19 protein-coding genes are annotated in these 24,379 nt (G+C 57.4%); 14 read left to right on the forward strand and 5 right to left on the reverse strand.

Features of this window, described 5'->3' with window-relative positions:
• From GFS31_RS04510 to trmFO, 4 genes are all read left to right on the forward strand, one after another.
• Nucleotides 1-1,404 (forward strand): GTP-binding protein, encoded by a 1,404-nt coding sequence (locus GFS31_RS04510; RefSeq protein ID WP_198807067.1) that lies wholly within the window; start codon nt 1-3, stop codon nt 1,402-1,404.
• A 122-nt stretch (nt 1,405-1,526) separates the two neighbouring features.
• Nucleotides 1,527-6,257, forward strand: coding sequence for an EAL domain-containing protein (locus tag GFS31_RS04515; protein ID WP_198807068.1), 4,731 nt, complete (start codon nt 1,527-1,529; stop codon nt 6,255-6,257).
• A gap of 56 nt (nt 6,258-6,313) precedes the next feature.
• Nucleotides 6,314-7,741 carry a pyruvate kinase gene (pyk, locus tag GFS31_RS04520; RefSeq protein WP_198808032.1) on the forward strand — a complete coding sequence of 476 codons (1,428 nt, stop codon included), beginning with the start codon at nt 6,314-6,316 and terminating at the stop codon, nt 7,739-7,741.
• Nucleotides 7,742-7,876: 135 nt separating this feature from the next.
• Complete coding sequence (trmFO, locus tag GFS31_RS04525; RefSeq protein WP_198807069.1) at nt 7,877-9,253, forward strand: FADH(2)-oxidizing methylenetetrahydrofolate--tRNA-(uracil(54)-C(5))-methyltransferase TrmFO; 1,377 nt, start codon at nt 7,877-7,879, stop codon at nt 9,251-9,253.
• 106 nt (nt 9,254-9,359) lie between these two features.
• Here trmFO and GFS31_RS04530 read toward each other — a convergent pair whose 3' ends face one another.
• Both GFS31_RS04530 and GFS31_RS04535 read right to left on the reverse strand, forming a co-directional pair.
• Entirely contained in the window at nt 9,360-9,659 is a 300-nt protein-coding gene (locus GFS31_RS04530) for a HigA family addiction module antitoxin (protein ID WP_198807070.1), read from the reverse strand.
• A 9-nt stretch (nt 9,660-9,668) separates the two neighbouring features.
• Complete coding sequence (locus GFS31_RS04535) at nt 9,669-9,950, reverse strand: type II toxin-antitoxin system RelE/ParE family toxin (protein WP_198807071.1); 282 nt, start codon at nt 9,948-9,950, stop codon at nt 9,669-9,671.
• Nucleotides 9,951-10,239: 289 nt separating this feature from the next.
• On the opposite strand from GFS31_RS04535, the gene GFS31_RS04540 reads away from it, so the two are divergent.
• The 8 genes from GFS31_RS04540 to GFS31_RS04575 all read left to right on the forward strand — a co-directional run bounded on the left by GFS31_RS04540 (nt 10,240) and on the right by GFS31_RS04575 (nt 20,229).
• Entirely contained in the window at nt 10,240-10,899 is a 660-nt protein-coding gene (locus GFS31_RS04540; RefSeq protein WP_198807072.1) for an alpha/beta hydrolase, read from the forward strand.
• 103 nt (nt 10,900-11,002) lie between these two features.
• Nucleotides 11,003-11,215 carry a DUF2555 domain-containing protein gene (locus tag GFS31_RS04545; protein WP_198807073.1) on the forward strand — a complete coding sequence of 71 codons (213 nt, stop codon included), beginning with the start codon at nt 11,003-11,005 and terminating at the stop codon, nt 11,213-11,215.
• Nucleotides 11,212-12,522 (forward strand): bifunctional phosphopantothenoylcysteine decarboxylase/phosphopantothenate--cysteine ligase CoaBC, encoded by a 1,311-nt coding sequence (coaBC, locus tag GFS31_RS04550; protein WP_317135073.1) that lies wholly within the window; start codon nt 11,212-11,214, stop codon nt 12,520-12,522. The genes GFS31_RS04545 and coaBC overlap by 4 nt, the downstream gene beginning before the upstream one ends.
• 374 nt (nt 12,523-12,896) lie before the next feature.
• Nucleotides 12,897-16,712: a response regulator gene (locus GFS31_RS04555; protein WP_198807074.1), complete on the forward strand. Its 3,816-nt coding sequence runs from the start codon at nt 12,897-12,899 to the stop codon at nt 16,710-16,712.
• Nucleotides 16,709-17,836, forward strand: a complete 1,128-nt coding sequence (locus GFS31_RS04560; RefSeq protein WP_225907562.1) for a response regulator — start codon at nt 16,709-16,711, stop codon at nt 17,834-17,836. The genes GFS31_RS04555 and GFS31_RS04560 overlap by 4 nt, the downstream gene beginning before the upstream one ends.
• Nucleotides 17,833-18,927, forward strand: coding sequence for a two-component system response regulator (locus tag GFS31_RS04565; RefSeq protein WP_198807075.1), 1,095 nt, complete (start codon nt 17,833-17,835; stop codon nt 18,925-18,927). The genes GFS31_RS04560 and GFS31_RS04565 overlap by 4 nt, the downstream gene beginning before the upstream one ends.
• Before the next feature lie 82 nt (nt 18,928-19,009).
• Nucleotides 19,010-19,690 (forward strand): histidine phosphatase family protein, encoded by a 681-nt coding sequence (locus GFS31_RS04570; protein WP_198807076.1) that lies wholly within the window; start codon nt 19,010-19,012, stop codon nt 19,688-19,690.
• A gap of 77 nt (nt 19,691-19,767) precedes the next feature.
• Nucleotides 19,768-20,229 (forward strand): OsmC family protein, encoded by a 462-nt coding sequence (locus tag GFS31_RS04575; protein WP_198807077.1) that lies wholly within the window; start codon nt 19,768-19,770, stop codon nt 20,227-20,229.
• Between the two features lie 24 nt (nt 20,230-20,253).
• Here GFS31_RS04575 and grxC read toward each other — a convergent pair whose 3' ends face one another.
• Both grxC and radA read right to left on the reverse strand, forming a co-directional pair.
• Nucleotides 20,254-20,526, reverse strand: a complete 273-nt coding sequence (grxC, locus tag GFS31_RS04580) for a glutaredoxin 3 (protein ID WP_198807078.1) — start codon at nt 20,524-20,526, stop codon at nt 20,254-20,256.
• Nucleotides 20,527-20,665: 139 nt separating this feature from the next.
• Nucleotides 20,666-22,183, reverse strand: a complete 1,518-nt coding sequence (radA, locus tag GFS31_RS04585) for a DNA repair protein RadA (protein ID WP_198808035.1) — start codon at nt 22,181-22,183, stop codon at nt 20,666-20,668.
• A 254-nt stretch (nt 22,184-22,437) separates the two neighbouring features.
• On the opposite strand from radA, the gene rpaB reads away from it, so the two are divergent.
• Together rpaB and GFS31_RS04595 are read left to right on the forward strand one after the other, a co-directional pair.
• Nucleotides 22,438-23,166: a response regulator transcription factor RpaB gene (gene rpaB / locus GFS31_RS04590; protein WP_190494548.1), complete on the forward strand. Its 729-nt coding sequence runs from the start codon at nt 22,438-22,440 to the stop codon at nt 23,164-23,166.
• 57 nt (nt 23,167-23,223) lie between these two features.
• Nucleotides 23,224-23,781, forward strand: a complete 558-nt coding sequence (locus GFS31_RS04595; protein WP_198807079.1) for a hypothetical protein — start codon at nt 23,224-23,226, stop codon at nt 23,779-23,781.
• A gap of 39 nt (nt 23,782-23,820) precedes the next feature.
• Here GFS31_RS04595 and GFS31_RS04600 read toward each other — a convergent pair whose 3' ends face one another.
• Nucleotides 23,821-24,198, reverse strand: a complete 378-nt coding sequence (locus tag GFS31_RS04600; protein ID WP_263974902.1) for a DUF433 domain-containing protein — start codon at nt 24,196-24,198, stop codon at nt 23,821-23,823.
• Nucleotides 24,199-24,379: the final 181 nt, after the last annotated feature.

Below are 24,379 nucleotides of genomic sequence, written 5' to 3' on the forward strand. Positions count from 1 at the left end.
GTGCCTCCCTCCCTCCTCCACCGCACCCAAGCCCTGCTCAGCCAAGCCGCTAGCCGCTACCAGTCCGCCCTACCCCTCGCCCGTGAGGATCGGTCAGTGGCAGTGATGAAAACCGGGCTGGAGCAACTGCAAAATCTGCAAACTCAACTGGCGGGGCGACGGCTGACGGTGGCGGTCTTTGGCCTGGTGAGCCGAGGAAAATCGGCGGTGATCAATGCCCTGGTGGGGCAGTCGATCTTGGAAACGGGGCCACTCCACGGGGTGACGCGCTGGCCTCGGTCGGTGTATTGGCAGCCGGAGGTCAGCACCTCGGACGGGGAACCCTGGCAGGTGGAGTTGGTGGATACTCCCGGACTCGACGAGATCGATGGTGCGGGACGGGCAGAAATGGCCCAAGCCGTGGCCCAGCAGGCGGATTTGATTCTGTTTGTGGTGGCGGGGGAAGTGACGGCGACGGAATACCGGGCGCTGGTGGATCTCTATCGCCAGAACAAGCCCCTGGTACTGGTGTTCAATAAGGTGGATTTGTATCCCGATCTAGACCGCCAGGGCCTTTACGACCGCCTGAACCACCTGCGCCAAACCCTAGCAACGGAACTGGGGGAGCCACCTTCCCTAGCCGTAGATGAGGTGGTGATGGTGGCCGCCAGCCCAGCCCCGGCGCTGGTGCGGACGGAGTGGCCCGATGGCCGGATGCAGGAAGCCTGGGAGACGCCGCCACCGCATATCAATGCTCTGCGGGAGGCCCTAGCGACCCTGCTTCAGCGGGATGGAGAAACCCTGGTAGCGTTGAACACGCTGCATCGGGCGCGGCGTTTAGAGGCGGATTTCGTAACTCAAGTGGCGCAGATCCACGGAGATCAAGCCGAAGCGACGATCTGGCGTTTTGCCAAATATAAAGCCGTGGCCGTGGCGCTGAACCCCATTGTGGGCCTGGATGTGGTGGGTGGCGTGATCAGCGACCTGGTGATGATTCGCACCCTGGCGCGGCTCTACGGCTTTCCCCTCACCAACCACGAAGCCGGACAGTTGTGGAAGGCGGTGCTTAAAAGTTCGGGGGTGCTGCTGCTGAGCCAGTTGGGCAGTGGCTTGCTGGGGGCCGGAAAAACCACAGCGGCCCTGCTGAGTTGGGGCGATAGCGCCACAGGGATTACCGCCCTCGCGGGAGCCATCACCGCCCAGGCCAGCGCGGCGGGCTATGGCAGCTATGTGGTGGGCAAGGCGGCAAAAGCCTACCTAGAACGGGGCTGCACCTGGGGGCCAGAGGGAATCAGCGCTACCCTCGCCGCTATTTTGCAGGAGGCAGACACCTCCCCCGCTCTGGATCGCCTACGTCAGGAGTTGACCACAAGCCTAGCGCTGGGAGACGCCTCCAACGGCGAGCCCGCAGCGAAGGTAGGCTAAGATCAAGGCCACCGAGCCCTAAAATTACCCTAGATAGACTGTCGCTTTTCCCTTAGTAACTGGGTACTCTGGGGACACAGGTAGCCCGATGTAACAAAACGTAATGGCGGCATCCATAGCCCATGTTGGCGTTATCTCCCCTCACCACTGCGTCCCCGGACATCCTAGAGGCGTTGTCCATTGACGCGCTCATCGACCCTTGTCCGCCCATCGTCACGCCCCAAACCTCCATTCTGGAGGTTGCCCAAGGGATGGAGCAACGGGGCTGTTCCTGTGTCCTTGTGATGGGGGAAGGCACCGAGGGGGGGATTGGGGTGTTCTGCGAACGGGCCGTTCTCACCGCCGTGACCGCCGGGCTGGATCTGGCAACAACCCCCGTCAGCCCATCCACGGTCATGCCCGCCCCTACCCTGCACCAGGGGGATTCTTTGGCGGTGGCCCTGGCTCTGATGTCCCGCACATCCCTGCCCGGACTGCCCGTGCTGGATCATCGCGGTCAACCTTGGGGTTTCCTGTGTCGTCATCGGTTGGCCCAGGCCCCGCTGCCCCAGGTCGAGGCCCCGCATCAGCGCACCATGGCCCCACCGGAGGCCTCTGCCGGGTTAACCCTGATTACCCACATTCACTACCAACTGCTCAGCCTGCATCGCCATAATCGGTTGCGTGTGTATCAACGCTGTCTAAAGTTGATGGGCACCACCATTGGGGCCAGTCGGGTGGCCCTATTTAAGATGCACCACCGCGATGGCAGTGATGCCTGGGTGAGCCTGCGGACGGCCTGGGAACAGCCCGGACTCCCGGCCCTCCTAAGTGAGGCGCGATTTCAAAATATTTCCCCCGACACTCTGCAACGGTGGCACCCGATTTTGGCCAAGGGCAGCGTGATCCAGGGCACAAGGGCCGATTTTCTGGGGGCGGAACAGGAATTTTTGGCCACCCTAGAGGCAGAATCCGTCCTGATTTTGCCCCTGCGCTACCGCAGCCGCTACTTTGGGTTTTTGCTATTTACCCGCTGCCCTCACCTGGGGCCGTGGGGGGCCGAAACCATTAAGATCCTGCGAACGGCGGCCATCAGCATTTCCCTCAGCTTTGAGCAAAGCTATACCCAAAAACGGTTGCGGGAAACGGAAACCGCCTTCGCTAGCCTCTTCCAGCACATTCCTGACCCGATGGCGATCACCACCTTCCCCGAGGGACGGCACCTGCTGGTGAACCAGGGCTATGCCCAGTGGATCGGCTGTGATGAGGAGACCCTTATCGGCAAGCGCCCCCAGGAGGTGGGCCTGGTTCATGATCGGCGGCAGTTTGCGCACCTACGGCGGCAGCTCCTCCAGAACGGATGGATCAAAAATGCTGAGATCGACACTCGCACCCCCGATGGCCAGGTCAAGACGCTGCTGGTGTCCTCAGAACTGACGGAGTTCCAGGGACAAACTTGCCTGCTCTCCATCGGCAAAGACATTACCGAACGCAAACAAAGTCAGGCGGTGATTAGCGCGGCTGAGGCGCGGTTTCGGGCCATTTTTGAACAGGCCAGTGTCGCCATCTGTCAGGCGGATTTGAGTGGGCAGCTGGTGGACGTCAATCCCGGCATGTGCCAAATGCTGGGCTACAGCCGCGAAGAACTGATGGAAAAAACCTTCCAAGACATTACCTACGCCGAAGATCTAGGGCGCGATCTCGTCCAGTATCGCCAGCTTTTGGCGGGGCAGGTCAGCTCCATAACCCTCGAAAAGCGCTACCTCCACCGTGATGGCCATCCCATTTGGGTAACGCTGACGGTGTGCCTGGTGTACGACAGCCAGGGCAACCCACTGTTTAGTTTGGGGGTCTCCCAGGATATTCAAGACCGCAAGGCAGCAGAAATGGCCCTGCGCCGCAGCGAGGAACGCTTTGCCCTAGCGATTCAAAACAGCAAGGTGGGGGTATGGGACTGGTACCCCGCCAGCGACGAACTTTACGTTAGTCCCAACCTAGCGCAGCTCCTCGGCTGCACGGCCAGCCCTTGCACCATGGCGTCCTGGCTGTCCCACGTTTACCCGGAGGATGTTGAGCCTCTGCGGCAGATGCTGACCCAATACCAGGCCCAGCCCGGACAGTTTGAGCACACCTATCGCATGGTGAACCATCAGGGAACCCTGAGCTGGATTCTGTCGCGGGGGCAGCGCATCGGCGATGGGGAAGACTCTCCGCTGCGGCTGGCGGGCACCCACACGGACATCACTGACCTCAAGCAGGCGGAGGCAGCGATCCAATCCTCCCACCAGCACATTGCCGATATTCTAGAAAGTATCACCGACGCCTTTTTTGCCCTGGATCGCCACAGCCAGTTTACCTACCTGAACCAGCGGGCAGAGCAGTTGTTACAGCGATCTGGCCAGGATCTACTGGGCCAAAACTTCTGGTACGAGTTCCCGGAACTGTTGGACACCGAGTTTTCCAACCAGTTTTTTCAGGCCATCACCCACCGCCAGAGCGTTGCCTTTGAGGAATATTCCGCTGCGGCTAAGCGCTGGTACGAAGTCCATGTCTACCCCACCCAAGAGGACGGGCTGGCGGTCTATTTCCAAGACATTACCGAGCGACGGCTGGTCTACCAGAAAATTGAGCACCAAATTCGGCGGGAACAGGCGCTGAATCGAGTGATCCAGGCGATTCGGCAATCCCTTGATCTCACCACGATCTTTGCCACCGCTGCCCGCGAGGTAGCCCATCTGTTGCAGGTAGACCACGTCAACATTCAGCGCTACCAGGAAACGTCTCTGCTGTGGCAGGTGGTGGCGGAGTATCGCGCCCAGCCGGATCAGGTGAGCCTGCTTAACCAGGTGAGTACGGCGGGAGAGACCGAGATTACCCAGCGGCTCAAGCAGCTTGACATTGTGATGTTGACCACCGAAGACACGACTCCGCCCCTGGTGCAAGCCCTGCCCGGCTGCTGGCTGCTGGTGCCCTTGGCCGTCAACGCGACTCAACCCTGGGGCTGTTTAGGCATTCATCGCCCCCCCCAGACCGAGGGCTTAGCTTGGCAGTCCTCGGAGGTGGAGTTGGTCGCCACGGTGGCTGACCAGTTAGCCATTGCCATTCAGCAGGCCCAAACCCTCGAACAAGCCCGCCACGATCTGGAGGAACGCCAGCGGGCCGAGGCTCGTCTGAAGGAAGCCCAGCGCATTGCCCACACGGGCAACTGGGAACTGCGCCTGCCTAGCCGCACCCTGCTGTGGTCGGAGGAAATGTTCCGCATCTACGGTCTAGAGCCTCATACCCAGCCCCTAGGGTTGGATGACCTCCTGGCCGCTCTCGATGAGGGAGACTGTCCTCAGTGGCAATATCATCTGGCAATGGCCTGCCTGGATGGCCAAACCCTCAACCTGGAGGGAACCCTTTGGCGACCAGACGGAACTCGGCGAGCAGTGCAACTGCTGGGTCGCCCCCAGCGCGACGGAGAGGGCAAGATCGTCGGTCTGGTGGGCACCCTCACCGACATTACCGAACGCAAGCAAATTGAAGAACGCCTTGCCTACGAAGCCCTCCACGACCCGCTGACGGGCATTCCCAACCGGGCCTACTTCATGGAGCAGCTCAACGCCGCCACCCAGCGGGGACAAGATGGCCCCGAACAATCCTTTGCGGTGTTGTTCATCGACCTCGACCGTTTTAAGGTCATCAACGACAGCCTGGGGCACTTGGTGGGCGATCAACTGCTGATTGAATGTGCCCATCGGCTGGGTAGCGTGGTGCGGGAGGGCGATCTGGTGGCCCGCCTGGGGGGGGATGAGTTCGCCATTCTGATCAACAGCATTGCCCATCTGGATGAAGCCGTGAAGGTGGCAGATCGTATCCATGAGGTGCTCCAGGTTCCGGTGCTGCTAGAGGGGCGCGAAGTCTTTATTAGTGCCAGTGTGGGGGTGTCGTCTAACCTCACGGGTTCGGTGGATGCTGTGGACTTTCTGCGCGATGCCGACACCGCCATGTATCAGGCAAAACACAATGGCCGAGGCCGATCCGCCCTGTTTGACCCGCACATGTACGAAGAGGTAGCCACCCAGCTCACCCTAGAGAACGACTTGCAACGCGCCCTAGAGCGGGGGGAACTAACCCTAAAGTATCAGCCCATTGTGAATCTGGCCACAGCCCAGGTGGTGGGCTTTGAGGCCCTGCTACGGTGGCACCATCCCCGTTGGGGCTACATTGCGCCGAGTACCTTCATTCCCCTGGCGGAGGAAAATGGGTTGATTCTGCCCATTGGCGAATGGACACAAAAAACCGCCTGCCATCAGCTTCAGCAGTGGCGACAGGTCTTTCCCCAGGCCCAGCATTGGATGGTGAGCGTGAACCTATCGGTGAAGCAGTTTGCCAACCCCAACCTGGTTGCCAGCATTGATGAAGCCCTTGCCTCCGCTGGCCTCTGCCATGGCGACCTGCGCCTGGAAATTACCGAAAGCGCCCTGATTGAAAACCCTGAAACCGCCGAATCGCTACTGGCCGACCTTCAGGAACGGGGCCTGCAAATCTGCATCGATGACTTCGGAACTGGATATTCCTCCCTCAGCATGGTGCATCGCTTCCCGGTGCAAATCCTCAAAATTGACCGTTCCTTCACCAACCGCCTAGGGGATGATCCTCGCGGGGTGGCCATGGTGCAGTCTATCCTGGCCCTGGCCCACAGCCTGGGCATGACCGCCATTGCCGAGGGCATCGAAACGGCGACCCAGTGGCAGGAACTTCAGCACCTGGGCTGCGCCTATGGCCAGGGCTACTACATTGCCCAGCCCTTGGCCGAGGACGACATTGAAGCCTTCGTGCAAGGCTGGCCCAGGGATCCCCTCGGTGGGAATGACACCCAGACTACATGACCATTTAGGCAACTGTGCGTATACTGAGGGCACTTTACTGCATCTCGTCCTTGGTTATGGATCCGTTTAGCCGTCGTACCAAAATTGTGGCCACCATTGGCCCCGCCAGCAGCTCCAAGGCCACTCTCAAGCGCATGATTGAGGCTGGCATGAACGTGGCCCGCCTCAACTTTTCCCACGGCAGCTACGAAGACCACGCCCGCATGATTGCCCTGCTGCGGGAGGTCTCGGCAGAACACGACACCCCCATCACCTTGCTCCAAGACCTGCAAGGGCCAAAAATTCGCGTTGGGAACCTGCCCGATGGGGCGATCCATCTTCAGGAGGGGCTGACCGTGGATCTGGTGCCCCTGGCGGAGGCGGAAAACTTCCCCGGCAGCGTCGGCATTGACTATCCCTACCTAGCCGACGAAGCCAAGGTTGGTATGCAGGTGCTGCTGGATGATGGCCTGCTGGAACTGGAGGTGGAGGACGTAGTTCCGCCCAAAATCACCTGCCGCATCATCCAGGGCGGGCCGCTGAAAAGCCGTAAGGGAGTAAACCTGCCCGACCTCAATCTGCAACTGCCCTCCCTCACCGAAAAAGACAAGCAGGACGTGGAGTTTGGCGTTTCCCAGGGCGTTGATATCATCTCCCTCAGCTTTGTGCGGCAGGCGGCGGATATTTTGGCCCTGAAGGCGCTACTGGCAGCCAAGGGCGGCGCAGACATCCCGGTGCTGGCCAAAATTGAAAAACCCCAGGCCATGAAGAACCTCGATGAAATTCTCTCGGTGGTAGACGCCATCATGGTGGCGCGGGGCGATTTGGGGGTGGAAATGCGGGCGGAGCGGGTGCCTCTGCTGCAAAAGCGCATCATCCGGGAATGCAAGGAGCGCAACATCCCGGTGATCACCGCCACCCAAATGCTGGAGAGCATGATCCATAATCCCCGCCCTACCCGCGCCGAGGCCAGCGACGTGGCCAACGCCATTATCGACGGCACCGATGCGGTGATGCTGTCGGGGGAATCCGCCGTGGGAGATTTTCCGGTGCAGGCGGTGCAAATGCTGGCCCGCATTGCCCGCGATGTTGAGAAGGAGCTCGCGTTTATCAACACCCCCGCCTTCAAAGATGACGAAACCCATGCCCTCGGCGAAGCCCTCAACGTCATTGACGATACCCTCAATCTGCGGGCTATTGTCTGTTTTACTGAAACTGGATACACCGCTAAAATTGCCGCCGGAGAACGGCCCAAAGCCCCCGTGGTGGCCTTTACCCCCAACGACAAGGTTTACCACCACATGAACCTCATTTGGGGTGTCCATCCCCTGCTGATCGACTCGCCGCCCCCCACCTTTGAAGCCATGGCCGAAACCGCCGAAACCACCCTCAAACATCGCAACCTAGCTAAGCCGGGGGATAAATTGCTGATTATGGGCGGCATTCCGGCCAAAATTTCCCAGGGCACCAACTTCCTCAAAATCCACACCGTCCACAGTGATTAGTCCACAGTGGCTCATGGGTAAATTTGTTCACGGATAACGCTACGAACTCGCTCACAGCCCCATTCGCCAGGTGGTCAGAAGTCGCTATCCTAGAGAAGCTGACTGAACCCTAGAACGGCGGAACCCTGAATTTCCATGGCGATTGAACCGATTCACGTAATTGGCGGCGGGCTGGCAGGCACCGAAGCCACCTGGCAGATTGCCCAGGCCGGGGTGCCCGTGGTGCTCCACGAAATGCGGCCCCAGCGCACCTCTCCGGCCCACCACAGCGAGGAGGTGGCAGAACTGGTGTGCAGCAATTCCTTTGGGGCGCAGGCCACGGATCGGGCGTCGGGGTTGCTCCATGAGGAACTGCGGCGGCTGGGGTCGGTGATTATCGCCAAGGCCGACGAGCATCAAGTCCCCGCTGGGGGTGCGTTGGCGGTGGATCGGGGTCGCTTCAGCCACGACCTCACCGCAACCCTGGAGCGTCATCCCCTAATTGAACTGCGGCGGGATGAAGTCCACCAAATTCCGACCGATGGGATTGTGGTGCTGACCACTGGCCCCCTCACCACCGAAGCCCTCGCCGCCGACTTGCAGCGGTTTACGGGTCAGGATTACATGAGCTTTTTCGATGCCGCCAGCCCGATTGTGGTGGGCGACAGCATCAACCGCGACGTAGCCTTCATGGCCTCCCGCTACGACCGGGGCGAGGCCGCCTACCTGAACTGCCCCATGAACCGTGAGCAGTACCTCCACTTTTGGACGGAACTCTGCAAGGCGGAACAGGCGGAACTGAAGGACTTTGAGCGCGAAACCGCCAAGTTCTTTGAAGCCTGCCTGCCCATCGAAGAAATGGCCCGCCGAGGGGAAGACACCATGCGCTACGGCCCCCTCAAACCCGTGGGGCTGTTTGATGCGCGGTTCGGAGATTTCAAAGATCCCGATAACAAAGACAAAAAGCCCTACGCCGTGGTGCAACTACGCCAGGAGGATCGCCAGGGCCAGCTTTGGAACATGGTGGGATTTCAAACCAATCTGCGCTGGGGCGAACAGGCGCGGGTGTTTCGGCTGATTCCGGGCCTGGAAAACGCCGAATTTGTCCGCATGGGCGTGATGCACCGCAACACGTTTATCAATTCCCCGGAACTGCTGCACCGCACCCTTCAGTTCAAAACTCGGCCTACCCTGCTGGCGGCGGGGCAACTGGTGGGCACCGAGGGCTATACCGCAGCAACGGCAGGCGGCTGGTTGGCGGGCACCAATGCGGCACGGCTGGCCCTGGGGCTGGAACCCCTAGAGTTACCCGTCACCACCATGATGGGAGCCCTGTTCGACTTCATCAGCACGGCGGAGCCGAAGCACTTTCAGCCGATGCCGCCCAACTTTGGCATTTTGCCCGCCCTGCCCAGCAAAATTCGCAACAAGCGCGAACGCTACGGCCACTATCGAGATCGGGGTTTAGGCGACCTAGACACCTGGGCCGCTCAGCATCGGATGCACCTAGTTGAACGGCCTCTCAGCGCCTAGGCTAGGGGGCGAAGGGATATCTGAGTTTTCGGCATTCTGGGCCTTGATTCAACAGTCTAAGAGACCGATCTCCTAGGGTGTGATGGGTTGATGCTGAACCTGCGGCTTAGGAGTTGAGGGCGACGACTTCTCTGCTCAGTCGATCACCGATCTCGTCTTCAGCCACATCGAGGTCGTAGTCCATTTGTAGCCCTAGCCAAAACCGGGGCGACATCCCAAAATAATGGGCGAGGCGGAGCGCGGTGTCGGCAGTAATGCGCCGATTGCCGTGGACAATTTCGTTGATGCGTCGGGGCGGCACCCTCAGAGCCAGGGCGAGTTGGTTTTGGCTGAGGTTCATGGGTTGAAGAAATTCTTCCAGCAAAATTTCGCCGGGATGAACGGGGCGTAGCCTTTCGTTATCCATGGGTTTACCTCAGTGATAGTCTACAATTTCCACATCAAAGGCTTCGCCAGCCTGCCAGACAAAGCAAATGCGCCACTGATCATTAATCCGAATGCTGTACTGGCCCGACCGATCTCCACTGAGCCGTTCGAGGCGATTAGCAGGCGGAATCCTAAGATCTTGAAGGGTTTCGGCACGATTTAACATTCGCAATTTGCGTAGAGCCACCTGCTGAATTTCGGATGGCACCTTACGAGAACGCCGACGCTCAAAGATAGCTTGGGCTTCTTTATCTTTGAAACTGCGAATCAATGGATAGCAATCCTCACACACATCCTATCAGCCTATAACGATTCGCGTTAAACGCCAATGGATAAAGTGGGCTGGGGCGACCGATTGGACTGGCGGGGCCGATGGCTAGGCGTTAGGCCATTCGGGTAACGCTAGACAGGCGAGGAGCGAGGGTTGGCCGGATCGCAGATTTAACCAACCTGAGGTTTTGGCTGAGGGTCGAGGTGACTTTCCTTGAGATTGCGGCTGCGGTATGGTTTGGAAATAATCGTTTGGCAATCGTGGATTTTTCCGGGGTGGGAGGTCGTCCTTGAGCCTGAATACTCTGAACTACCCAGCGGTGGCAGGAACCGCAGATTGGCATTTGGTGGCGCTCCACGGATGGGGAGCCAATGCGGCGGATTTGGCGGGGTTGGCTCCCTATCTGAAGCTGCCCCACTTTTCCATGACTTTTCCCGACGCGCCCCACGCCCATCCCCAGGTGCCGGGGGGCCGGATGTGGTACGGATTCCCTTGGGGGTACGATTTCCGCCAGCCCCACAATTTTGAGGCCCAGGACGACCTGAAAACCAGTCGGCAGATGCTGAAAGATTGGCTATTGAACCTCGCCAAAACCAGCCAAATTCCTCTGGAGCGCACCATTTTGGCGGGGTTTTCCCAGGGGGGCGCGATGGCCATTGATATTGGGGGCCAATTGCCCTTGGCGGGACAGATTATCCTCAGTGGCTACTGTCACGGGGCGCTGAATCCCCCCATCACGCCGCGCCCGGTGATGATGGTGCACGGCACCTTCGATCCGGTGGTGCCTATCGAAAACGCCTACGAGGCCAAGGACGCCCTAGAGGCGCAGAATCAGCCTGTCGCCTTTCAAGCAGTAGCCATGGGACACGAAATTTTGCCCTCGGTGATTCAGTCCATCACCGCCTTTTGCGAAGATTTACGGCGGGTTGCAGGGGATACCGAACCTTAACCTTTAGGATAAAGAAGTGAACTGTATGGCCCAAGGGGTGGTGAGAGCAGCGGCTTTCCCTTAACCCCGGTGCAATGCAGATAGCGTAAGGGGGAAACTGATCATGCTGAGCGTCCATGTTTCGCAAGAAGCGGTCTCAGAAATGACGCCGGACACCGTGGAAGAACTGGCCCGTCGCCTGGAGGCCGATGCCTACGACAACGCCTTTGAGGGGTTGCAAGACTGGCATTTGCTGCGTGCCCTCGCCTTCCAGCGGCCAGAATTGGTAGAATCCTACGTCTACCTCCTCGATCTTGAACCCTACGACGAATCGTGAGCCTCGCCCTCGTTCCAGACCCGTCTAACGCCCAACCCATCGTGCCCGTGGGGCAACCCCAGCCGGAAGTCGATCTAGAAGCCAATCTAGATCCCGCTGGCCCACGGGTGCTAATCGGCATCACCGGGGGCATCGCCGCCTACAAAGTCTGTTCCGTGATTTCTGAACTGGCTAAGGCGGGCGTTTCTGTGCGGGTAATGCTGACCGACCAGGGGCAGGCGTTTATTCCGGCCCTCACCGTCGCCGCCCTCAGCCGTCATCCTGCCTATACCGACGCGGATTTTTGGTCGAACAGCCAGGGTCGTCCGCTGCACATTGAGCTGGGGGAATGGGCGGATTTGATCGTAATTGCGCCCCTCAGTGCGAACACCCTCGGCAAGCTGGCCCACGGGCTGGCGGATAATTTGCTGACCAATACCGTGCTGGCCTCCACCTGCCCCGTGCTGTTGGCCCCCGCCATGAATACCGATATGTGGCAACAGCGGGCGGTGCAGCGCAACTGGCATTTGGTGCGCCAAGACCAGCGCTTCCATAGCGTGGGGCCAACCAGCGGCATCCTCGCCTGCGACCGCATCGGGGCAGGGCGCATGGCCGAACCGGAGGACATCCTGGCCTATGTCGAATCCCTGATGCACACCCAGGGGCAGCGGGATTTGACGGGCAAGAACCTGCTGATTAGCACGGGCAGCACCCGCGAATTTTTGGATCCGGTGCGCTTCATCGGCAACCCGTCTAGCGGCAAAATGGGCGTGGCTCTGGCCCTTGCCGCCAAGCACCGAGGGGCCAACGTTACCCTCGTCCACGGCCCCCTAGAGGGCGATCTCCAGGCCAGGTTGGGGGGCATTCGCACGGTTTCTGTCGTCACCGCCGCCGCCATGCACCGAGCCATGGTGACGTACCTACCCCAGGCCGACTGGATTTTGATGGCTGCTGCCGTGGCCGATGTGAAGCCCGCCACCCAATCCCCCACCAAGCTGGCCAAGGCCAACCTGCCCAAGGCCCTACCCCTGGCCGCCGTGCCCGACATTGTGGCTGACCTCAACCGCCGTCGCCAGCCCCGTCAGCGCCTGATTGGCTTTGCGGCCCAAACCGGAGACATTGTGCCCCCGGCCTGGGAAAAGCTCCAGCGCAAAGGGTTAGACGCCATCGTCGCCAACCCTATAGATATCCCTGGCAGTGGCTTTGGTAGTGATACTAACCAGGCCGTCCTGATCCAAGCTGACGGCGAAAAAGAGGTTTTCCCTCCCTCTCCCAAACTGGTGTTGGCCCATCGGCTGATTGATGCGCTGCTGGCCCAACAGTTTTAACTCAATGCCCTGCTGTCCCATCAGGTTATTCCAGTCGCCTGGGACTTATCGCCTGGGACTCATGGTTTGGGACTTATCGCCCAGGACTCATGGTTTGGGACTTATCGTCTGGGACTTGTCGCCTGGGACTCATGGTTTGGAACCAAGCGCCTTTCCCATTGGCAGGCACAGCGATTTTTCTCAGGATTGGGTATGATACGGCTGAGCCATAGCTCCTGGAACCCTGGCGTCCAGAGCCTTGTTCTGCTATGGAGACGTAGACTTTTCGCAAAGTTTTTTGGGCCTAATCCGTGGGGCAGAGTATAGTCCAGGTATAAGATGTGACTTCAACCTGACTTTGCCTTGACGTCAAACCACAACGGAACTCAACCACAATGCTGGCCTTTTTTCTTCCGGTAGGTGTTTCTGTGCTGGGGAGTGTCGCTGCTCGCCTGGGCCACTATCACCCTGGTTTGGTGGGGTTGTCGGTTGCCATTGCCATCTTTACTGCCTACACAGCCTTTTTGATGGCTCAATTTGCCGAACCCATCCAAGATCGGTGGCTGCGACATACGCTGCTCGGCCTGAGTGGTATAGCCATGGGCGTGGGTATTTGGGCCATGCACTTCATTGGTATGTTAGGGTTTCACCTCAATTGCCCGGTGACATACCACCTTGGCCTCACCATGGTGTCGATTCTGCCGGGAATAGGAGCCAGCATCTACGCCATGCATCTGATCACCCAGCGTCGCCCACGGGCCAGGGTGCTTTGGCTGGGAGGTGCTCTGTTTGGTTTGGGCATTGGCACCATGCACTATACAGGCATGGCCGCCATGCAAATCGATGGCCTGATTCGCTATAACCCAATTGCCGTGGTGGCCTCGCTGATAGTCGGCGTGGGGCTGTCCACCCTGGCCCTGTGGCTTCGTTCCTGGGGCGGTAGGTGGCTAGGACTAGCCCAGCGTCATCGCCTTGGGCTGTCGGGTGGGGTGATGGGCCTGGCCACAGCAGGAATGCACTACGTAGGCATGGCGGCGGTACGGTTTTTCTGCTACCCCGAGGGCATGGGCCTCAGGAGAAGCGGGCTGGCCCTGGATGAGCTGGCCACCGGGGTAACGCTCACCACAGCCCTGTTGACCGGGACGGTGCTGCTGGTGGTGCTGCGAGAAACCAACCGTCAGCGAGATCAGCAGCGTCTCTTAGCCGAAACTGAAGCCTGGTATCGGGCCATGATTGAACAGGCCCCCGATGGCATGGTGGTGGTTGATGCAGAGGGTCGGATTGTGCTTAGCAATGCGGCTATCGAAGTCCTGTTTGGCTATACCCATCAAGAACTGGTGGGACAGCCCCTAGATCGCCTGGGTTTGGAAGCTTGGTACGATGCCCGCCGTCTAGGACAGCCTGACGATCCCCACGCCTTTGCCGCCTGTGCCATAGACGAGCGTCCTGGCCGTAGTCGGTCGGGCTGGGGACGACGCAAGGATGGCCAAGAGTTTCCCATTGAGGTAGGCGTTGCACGGCTTCCGGCCATCGGTAATCATGGCGCTAGCTTGTTCGTGGCGGTGCGGGATGTCACCGAGCGACAACAGGCCGAACTAGAAATGAATCGTCAGCGGGAAATTCTGCAATCCATTCTTGATAAAGCCCCGGTGGGAGTCGCTATTACCGTAGAAGGGATTGTTCGCTTTGCCAATCCGCGAATTTTAGAATTAGTGGGCCTGGGCGTGGGTGATTCACCCCTCAAAATCTATGCTGATCCCACGGTTCGCACCCAAGTGCTGGCCACGTTGGCCGAAAGGGGTATCGTAGAAAACCAGCGATTTCAAATGTATGGCCCTACGGGTGATATTCGAGACATTATGGCTACCTTTGTGGCCACAGAATATGAAGGAAAACCGGGCGTTCTGGGCTGGCTAACAGATATTAGCCAAATAAAAGCGGCAGAGGATGAAATGCTTCATGCCAAAGAACTTGCGGAGGAAGCTAGCCAGGTTAAGGCCGATTTTCTGGCCAACATGAGCCACGAAATTCGCACCCCTCTCAATGCGGTGATTGGCATGGCTCATCTCTTGCAAAAGACTGATCTTAGTCCGCGTCAGCAGGACTACCTTCGTAAACTTCAGTCCTCTAGCCAGCACCTGCTTGGAGTAATCAACGACATTCTAGATTTCTCTAAAATTGAAGCTGGAAAACTCAATATTGAGCACATTGAATTTGAACTAGATCGCGTTCTTGATAATGTGGCTACGCTGATTACCGAGAAAGCGGCCCATAAGGGGCTAGAGGTTGTTTTTGAGATTGACCCTAACCTACCGTCCCACTTTGTGGGTGATCCCCTACGGCTAGGGCAAATTTTAATTAACTACGCCAACAATGCCGTCAAATTCACCGAGGCAGGCGAAATTGACATCATCGTAAAAGCCCAGGAATACCGAGATACTGAAGTGGTGCTGTATGTGGCGGTGCGGGACACAGGCATTGGCCTAACGCCAGAGCAACTGGGACAACTGTTTCAGGGTTTCCAGCAGGCCGATACCTCGACCACGCGCAAGTTTGGCGGCACGGGGCTGGGGCTGGTGATCTGTAAGCGCATCTCGACCCTGATGGGGGGTGATGTGGGGGTGGAAAGTGAGTATGGCCGAGGCAGCACCTTTTGGGCCACGGTGTGTGTCGGGCGCAGCACAAAACCCCCTCGCCGCCTAGTACTCAGCCGCGATCTCCAGGGCAAGCGCGTGTTGGTAGTAGACGACATCGAGTCGGCGCGGCGGGTGTTGAAGGATCTGTTGGAACCCATGAAGCTGGACGTAGATTTGGCCAGCGATGGCCCAGAAGCCTTGGAAAAGGTGAGCCAAGCCGATGCCCAGCAACGTCCCTATGACCTTGTTTTTCTCGATTGGCAGATGCCGGGGTGGGATGGTCTAGAGGTGGCCCGACGAATTCAATCATTGCCCCTGACCCACACCCCCCACCATATGATCGTCACGGCCTATGGTCGGGAGGAGGTGTTTAAACAGGCCCATGCCTTAGATATTCGCGATGTTTTGATTAAGCCTGTCAGTGCCTCCATGGTGTTTGACAGCCTAGTGCGCCTGCTGGGGGAACGGGTTCCGGGCGATGTCACCCCCAGTTACGCTCCCGCCGACGACTGGATGGATCGCCTCCGCCCCATCCAGGGAGCCAGAATTTTGTTAGTAGAAGATAATGAAATTAACCAAGAGGTTGCCACAGAACTGCTGAAGGATGCGGGATTGATCGTGGATGTGGCAGAAAATGGCCGTATTGGCGTAGACAAAGCGAAAACCGGGCACTACGCCTTAGTTTTGATGGATATGCAGATGCCAGAGATGGATGGTGTTGCGGCAACGATTGACATCCGCCGCACCCCTCAGCTTGCCAACCTGCCCATCGTTGCCATGACCGCCAGCGTCATGCAGGAGGATCGCCAGCGCTGTCTAGAGGCAGGCATGAATGATCACCTAGCCAAGCCCATCGAGCCCGATGAACTCTGGCAAACCCTCCTAAAATGGATTCCGCCCCAAACGTTCGCGGTCGATCCAGAACCCGCCTTGGCTGCGTCCCATCCTGTGGAGTCTGTGGCTATTCCCCCCACGATCCCTGGCCTAGAGGTGAAGGAGGGATTGCGGCGAGTTTTGGGCAAACAGGCACTATATCTCTCCATGCTGCGAAAATTTATGGCTGGACAGGCCGACACCCCCAGCCACCTCGTGCAGGCCCTCGCCGAAGCAAGGCGGGCTGATGCCGAGCGGTTGGCCCATTCCCTGCGTGGCGTAGCAGGTAACATTGGGGCCGTGGAAATCCATCGGTTAGCGACCGATGTGGAAACCGCGATTCGAGATCATCAGTCTGAAGAACAAACCACAGCTCTCATTCAGCAGCTACGCCTAGCCCTAGGGGAATTGATCGGCCACTTAGAGGCCCAATTGCCCCCAGAGCATCCTCCTGCCATGGTCAGTGTGGATTGGCCGCAACTGCACAGCGTCTGTAATCGCCTAGGACAACTGTTAGCCGACGATGATGCTGAAGCCGCTGATATTTTACAGGAATATGCCGGACTTCTGCACCAAGCGTTTCCTCAGAACTACAGCAAACTTGAAGCCGAAATCAATCAATTTGACTTTGAATCTGCCTACGCTACCCTCCTAGCAGCCCAAGCCCAATTACCGTCAACTTTGCCTCCAGAACAACCATGACTATGAACACCGATTATGCCTTGGATGATCTAGATCGGGCTACTATCTTAGTTGTTGATGACACCCCTGACAATCTCACTTTTATTAGCGGGCTGCTGCGGGATCACTATCGCGTCAAGGTAGCTACCAGCGGTGAAAAAGCTATGCTCATTGCCCAGGTTGAGCCCCATCCAGATTTAATTTTGCTAGATATTTTGATGCCTGGATTAGATGGCTATGAGGTCTGCCAACAACTCAAGGCTGATTCAAAGACAAAACAAATCCCTATTATTTTTCTTACTGTAAAGTCCGACATTGAAGATGAGCGTCGAGGATTAGAACTCGGTGCAGCAGACTACATTACAAAACCCGTGAGCCCACCAATTTTAATGGCTAGAGTAAAAACTCAACTTAACCTCAAAGCCTCCTACGATAGCCTCCAAAATCTCCTGCGATCTAGAGAAGATATGGTGAATATGATTATCCATGATCTTCGTAATCCAATCACTAATATTCTAATGCTGTCAGAGATTTTCTTAGAGAATACTGATCTGCCATCCCAAAAACTACGGAAACATCTGGATATTATTTGGCGCAGCGGCCAGAAACTACGCACCCTAGTCGATGATCTGTTGATCAAGGCCAAACTTGAGTCAGGACACTTTATCCTTGATCGCCAAAAGGCTGACTTGGGGGAATTATGCCAGATGGCCCTCAGCGAAGTTCAGGAAATTGCAGGACAGAAAAATCTAGCCCTCGACCTTAGCTTGCCAGCGCAAAAGGTATCCCCAGCCTATGTTGATCCGGTCTTAATTCGTCGCTCAGTGGAAAATCTTCTTTCTAACGCAATTAAATACTCCCCTAGCCATAGTACTATCCATCTTAAGTTAGTCTACGCCTCCCCCACCCAAGCCATGATTCAGGTGACTGACGAAGGGCCTGGGGTGAACGCTGAACTGCGACAACGTATCTTTGATAAGTATGAGATCGGTACGTTGATGCAGGGCGTTAGTCAGATTGGGCTAGGACTAGCCTTCTGCAAACTCGTGGTCGAAGCCCACGGAGGAACCATTACCGTAGAGGACAACCAGCCCAGGGGCGCTATTTTTAGCATCACTATTGAAACAAAGGAGCCCAACGAATGAAAAGCCTAGGGGAACGGGCAACGATTCTGGTAGTAGATGACACCCCAGAGAATCTTTCCTTTATGAGTGGCTTATTGAAAGATTTTTATCGAGTTAAGGTGGCGAACAATGGTGAAAAAGCCCTTGCTATTGTGCAGTCTGATAATCCTCCTGATTTAGTTTTACTAGATATTATGATGCCGGGGATAGATGGCTATGACGTTTGCTACTCCATCAAGGCAAGCCACCGAACTGCCGACATTCCCATCATTTTCTTGACTGCTAAGTCGGAAGTTGAAGATGAGCGAAAGGGCCTAGATTTAGGGGCAGCAGATTACATCACTAAGCCCGTTAGTCCACCAATTCTGCTTGCTAGGGTAAAAACTCAGCTTGCTCTCAAGGCTTCAGCAGATTTCCTGCGTGACAAAAATGCCTTTCTAGAACAGGAGGTTTTTCGTCGCACCCAGGAAAATCAGGCAATTCAAGATGTTACAATTCAGCTCATGGCTTCCCTCGCTGAAACTCGCGACAACGAAACAGGAAATCACATCCGACGCACTCAAAACTACGTAAAGATCTTAGCAGAACACCTCAAGGATCATCCCCGATTCTGCTACTTTCTCAGCGATGCCATCATTCAGCATCTCTATAAGTCTGCCCCCCTCCATGACATTGGCAAGGTCGGTATCCCCGATCATATTTTGCTAAAGCCTGGTCGCCTGACGCCGGAAGAATTTGAAATTATGAAAACCCATACCACCCTGGGTCGTGATGCCATTACTCAAGCAGAAAAAAGTCTGGGAATGACGGTGGATTTCCTGAAGCTGGCTAAGGAAATTGCCTATTCTCACCAGGAAAAATGGGATGGAACGGGTTATCCTGAGGGGCTGACTGGAGACAACATTCCCATCTCTGCCCGACTGATGGCCCTTGCGGATGTCTATGATGCCCTCATCAGTCGTCGAGTTTACAAAGAACCCATCCCTCACGAAGAGGCAGTGGCAATAATTCAAGGCCAACGCGGTTCCCATTTTGATCCCGATATGGTGGATGCCTTTCTTGAGATTCAGTCGGAATTCCAGGCTATTGCCCAGCGCTTTGTCGATCCTTAAGGGGGGTATTGAAATTGCACGGATGATAGCGGAGGACGCTCTGCGCTACAGTAGGCCCAGGGGAAATTCACAAAACTTGACAATGGCGGTAACGGCGTTCCGATACTGGATTGGCCTGGGTCTGGCGCTGGGGGCTCTAGGCTGTAGCGCCATGGTGCGGCATAGCCCCTCATCCGAGCCTCCGCTTGTCCCTGCACTCAAGGCTCCTACGGCTTCTGTCGCCGATTTGGCAACGTCTCTACCGCCCTCGGTGCCTGCTACGGTGTGGGATTACCTGAGGCAGGGGGATCAGCGTCTCTATGTGGTGCTGTTGCGCCATGCCCTGGCTCCCGGTACAGGGGATCCGGCTAACTTCCGACTAGGCGACTGTGCCACCCAGCGCAACCTTTCTGAGGCAGGGCGACAGCAAGCCATCGCTATTGGTCAAGCCTTTCGACAGCAAGGGGTGACGGTGGAGGGGGTACTGTCTAGCCAGTGGTGCCGCTGTTTAGAAACTGCTGAACTCCTGGGGTTAGGCCCGGTGGAGCCCTTCGCACCGCTGAATTCCTTTTTTCGAGATCGGCGCACCACCGATAGCCAAACTGCTGCGGTGGAAGCCTACCTGCGCCAGCAACCCCAAGGTGTGCTGATCATGGTGACGCATCAGGTTAACATCACGGCGCTGACGGGCATTTTCCCTCCCTCGGGCCATGGAGTGGTGGTGGCCGTAGAGGAGAATCAACCCTTCACGACTATCGGGACGTTGGAAACCCTTGCACCCTAGGACGGGGCATGGTGCGACAATGACCTTGGCTGTTGTCGCTAGAAACGGCGATGGCCCAACTGCTCTGAGGGCAACCCATGACGACGAAAACCATTGTGCTCCATCACCTTTGTGGCCATCGGTTCATTGGGCATACCGAAGCCGGAGATCGCATTCCCGTCGATGGCGATCAACCCGCCATTGGGCCTAAACCCACCGACCTGCTTCTGGCTGCCCTCGGATCGTGCACTGCCTACGATGTGATTGACATCATGGCCAAAAAGCGCCAACCCCTTGCCCACTACCGGATTGAGGTTGTTGGTACCCAGGCCGATACCCATCCTCGCCGTTTTACCCACATCACCGTTACCCACTATGGCGCTGGCCCAGCCGTGACCGAGGCCGCCTTAGCTCGATCTGCCGAGCTTTCCCACACCCGCTACTGCGCCGTAGCCGCCACCCTCAACGCCGAAATCGCTATCAAAACCGTTGTGGAACCCTGGGATCCCGACCAGGTGATGGGATCCCAGGAAGATAATTCGGGGTCGTCTAATGTCTAATTGGCTTTACTGCCTAAGGGTTTACTAAACCGCAGGGGCCGCTTCTAGCAGGGGTTCAATCCCGCCCTGGGCATTGAGGGCATGGAGGTCATCACAGCCGCCGACGTGGTGATTGTTGATGAACACTTGGGGTACCGAGCGACGACCATTGGCGCGTTTGGCCATTTCGCTGCGGGCCGTTTCATCGCCATCGATGCAGTATTCGGTGTATTCGATGCCCTTGCGATCTAGCAACGCCTTGGCGCGAATGCAGAAGGGGCAATACGTCCAGGTGTAGATTTCAACGGTGGGGGACATGGCGATACCTCCGCAATTCATGATTCTTCATATTCTAAACCACCCGACCCCTCACCGTTCCCCAATTCCCTAGGGCGAGGGGATCGCGCCCCTACCTGAATCTCTAGGGCGAGGAGACCGCGCCCCTACCTGAATCCTGTCATCCCTTCAGCGCATGGGCGATAGCATCCACCACTCGCGACACTTCCACAATGGTGAGGCCATCTACTTTTACGTTTTGGCCTTTGGGGACGATGGCTTTTTTGAAACCGAGCTTGACGGCTTCCTTGAGGCGCAATTCCAACTGGGAAATGGGACGCACCTGTCCGCCGAGACCGACTTCGCCGATGAGGACGAGTTCGGGATCTACTAGGCGATCCCGGAAGCTGGCTACTACGGAAATGGCCACGCCCAAGTCGGCGGCGGGTTCTGCAACGGTCAGCCCACCGGAGGAGGCCACATAGGCATCGAGTTTGGAGAGGGGAATGCCCACCCGCTTTTCCAGTACCGCCAGAATTTGCAGCAGCCGATTGAACTCAATCCCCGTGGTAGACCGACGCGGCGAACTGTAGCTGGTGGGGCTAACGAGGGACTGCAATTCTACAACCAGGGGGCGTGTGCCCTCGCAGGCGACGATGGTGGCAATTCCGGGCACCTGCTCATCTCGATTGCCCAAAAACAGGGCCGAGGGGTTGCTGATTTCCGCCAGCCCTCGATCCACCATTTCAAAGACGCCCAGTTCGTGGGTGGCTCCAAAGCGGTTTTTCACCGACCGCAGCAGGCGATGGCTGGCAAAGCGATCCCCCTCGAAGTACAGCACCGTATCTACCAAATGCTCCAGCACCTTGGGGCCAGCAATCGCGCCCTCCTTGGTGACGTGACCGACAATAAATAGAGAAATATTCGCCCGTTTGGCCAACTGCATCAGCGCCGAAGTACATTCCCGCACCTGGGACACCGACCCCGGAGCCGAGGTGAGTGTAGCGTAGTAAAGCGCCTGAATACTGTCAATAATCGCCACCGTGGGCCGCAGCGACTCCAATTCCATCAAAATTGTCTCTAAATCAATCTCTGGCAGCAAATACAACTGCCCTTTACCCCCAGAGACTTCCTCCAAGCCCGAATCTTCGGACTCATCCCAATCTTCTCCCCCTTTTGCCTTTTGCCTTTTGCCTTTTGCCTTCCCCCCTGACTCCCGACTCCCGCCCCCCGATTCTCCCTGCCCCAACCGCTGCCAGCGCAACTTCACCTGCTGCCCCGATTCCTCCGCGCACACATACAGCACCCGCTGTCGCATCGCCAACTGGTTCGCCACCTGTAAAAGCAAGGTCGATTTGCCAATCCCCGGATCGCCCCCCAGCAGCACCAGAGAACCGGGCACAATACCGCCCCCCAGCACCCGATCTAGTTCCCCATAGCCGGAGGGCAGGCGCATTTGGGGATGGTCTTCGATTTGGTTGAGGGTCAGCGCCAAACGGGGCTGTTGGGTCGTTTTGGTGGATGTGGCGGCACTGCGTCCACGGGAGACCCCCGGCAATCGGGCTGAGGCGGATTCCTTGGCGGGGAGTGCCTGCTCCACCAGGGAGTTCCAGCTCCCGCACACCGGGCAGCGGCCATAGTACTGAGAGGACTCGGCCCCGCACTCGTTGCAGACAAAGATCGACCGGGATTTAGGCATCGTCACCGCCCTGATTTAAAGCAATAAACCTTAAAAAACCTTGAAATAACGCTGTTACGCTTATTCATCATGGATTAATAGCGATTATAGATGGACGCCCTGGGCGCTAGGCTTTGGGAGGACGGCAAGGGGGGATCGCCCGCTCCACAGATTGACCCAGTTGTGAAGCACAGCGTCACAAACCTGGCAAAATAACGAATTAATCGTTGGATTTCTTTATAGAATAGGGCGTTATGTAGGGAGCCTGAAGAACCTTGGAAAGCAACAAAGAAAAAATTCTCGTTGTCGATGATGAGGCCAGCATTCGCCGCATCCTCGAAACCCGCCTGTCCATGATTGGCTACGATGTCGTCACCGCCGCCGATGGGGAAGAAGCCCTCGACACCTTCCGCAAGGAAATCCCCGACCTGGTGGTGCTGGACGTGATGATGCCCAAACTGGACGGCTACGGCGTCTGCCAGGAACTCCGCAAAGAGTCCGACATTCCCATCATCATGCTCACCGCCCTAGGCGACGTGGCCGACCGGATCACAGGCCTAGAACTGGGTGCCGACGACTATGTGGTCAAGCCCTTCTCCCCCAAGGAGCTAGAGGCCCGCATTCGCTCCGTGCTGCGCCGGGTGGACAAAACCGGGATGTCCGGCATTCCTAGCTCTGGCGTCATTTCCGTCAACACCATCCGCATCGACACCAACAAACGCCAGGTCTACAAAGGCGACGAGCGGATTCGGCTCACGGGCATGGAATTTAGCCTGCTAGAACTGCTGGTCAGCCGTTCCGGGGAACCCTTCTCCCGCTCCGAAATTCTGCAAGAGGTGTGGGGCTACACCCCCGAACGCCATGTGGATACCCGCGTGGTGGATGTCCACATTTCCCGCCTACGGGCCAAGCTAGAAGATGACCCCAGCAACCCCGAACTAATCCTCACCGCACGGGGCACAGGCTACCTGTTCCAGCGGATTGTGGAACCTGGGGAAGAGTAGGGTTAGCAGCTACCTTGACGGCTCATCTCCAGGGTGAGCGACCAAAGGATAAGCCAGATGAGTCTCCCATCATCACTGCCCCAGTACGTCCTAGACCTAGTTGAGATCTATGGCCCTCCTAAGCAGCGGGCCTGGGGTACGGCGGTGTTTTATGATCGGCTGGAGCCGGAGAACGCTTCAGCGGGGGAGGACGGGCTAGAAGACGGGTTAGAGACCGTGGCCCTGCGGCAATACCAGTATTTCGCGAACGCGGCAGACTGGTCTACCAAGCCCCACTGGCGGAATACGTGGCAATGCATCTATCAGCGACCCGTGGGCGTTCCGGCAGATTTCTTTCGTGATCTAAGGGATGCCACCAGGGCGGGGGGTGTCGATTACGATGATCATCTGCTGGATAGGTTGGAAATCGCCATCGTCTTTGATGATCAAACCGATAGTCGATCCGTCCAGCCCAACCCGCGCACCGCAGCAGTTTTGTCCGCCGCCTTTGATGCCCCGGAGGTGCAGGACTTTCGCGTATATCGCATCGGTGATTCTGAGGTTCTACAGGGGCTATGGATGGCGGCTCGTCGCGGCAACGGCGAAGTGGTGATGCTGGCGTTCATCCACGACTGAGGGAAACTGCGGACAAGGACGCTTACCGACGAATCACCTCTATGCCGCCTCATTTTGCTCGATGGCGCGCTGAATTTCCTCTGGATGGGCCTCGGCATAGCTCCAGGCTTGGGCTAGATGGGTGGCGGTGAGTTGGGGATAGGCTTCTAGAATCTTGGCATCGGAGGCCCCCAAATGGCGGTACTGCACCAAATCCCACACCGGAATGCGAGTCCCCACCAGGCAAGCATCTCCCCCGACCACGCCGGACACTTTTTCAATCCCTGGCCAGCTATTGCCCAAACTTTGCACCAGCAAATGGACGATTTCTGTCTTCTCCGCTGGGGTCAGCGCCAGCAAGTGAGTACGCAGTTCGTCGAGGGTCATGTTCATGGCTTGGCGATCAGGAAAGTGAAAGCTTGATTCCGGCTGACACATCGGCCCTCACCCCCAGCCCCTCTCCCATGGGGAGAGGGGAGCTAGAAGGAAGCAAAGTCCCGATCCCGTGGGGAGAGGGATTTAGGGTGAGGGCCGCCAGAGATGAGGGCTACCGAGCTTAACCCAAACTCAGATGAGTGATGTCCTAATTATGACCGATGCCTAGCGCCAGGGTAATTCC

This window comes from Leptolyngbya sp. BL0902 (genome assembly GCF_016403105.1).
GTDB lineage: Bacteria > Cyanobacteriota > Cyanobacteriia > Phormidesmidales > Phormidesmidaceae > Nodosilinea.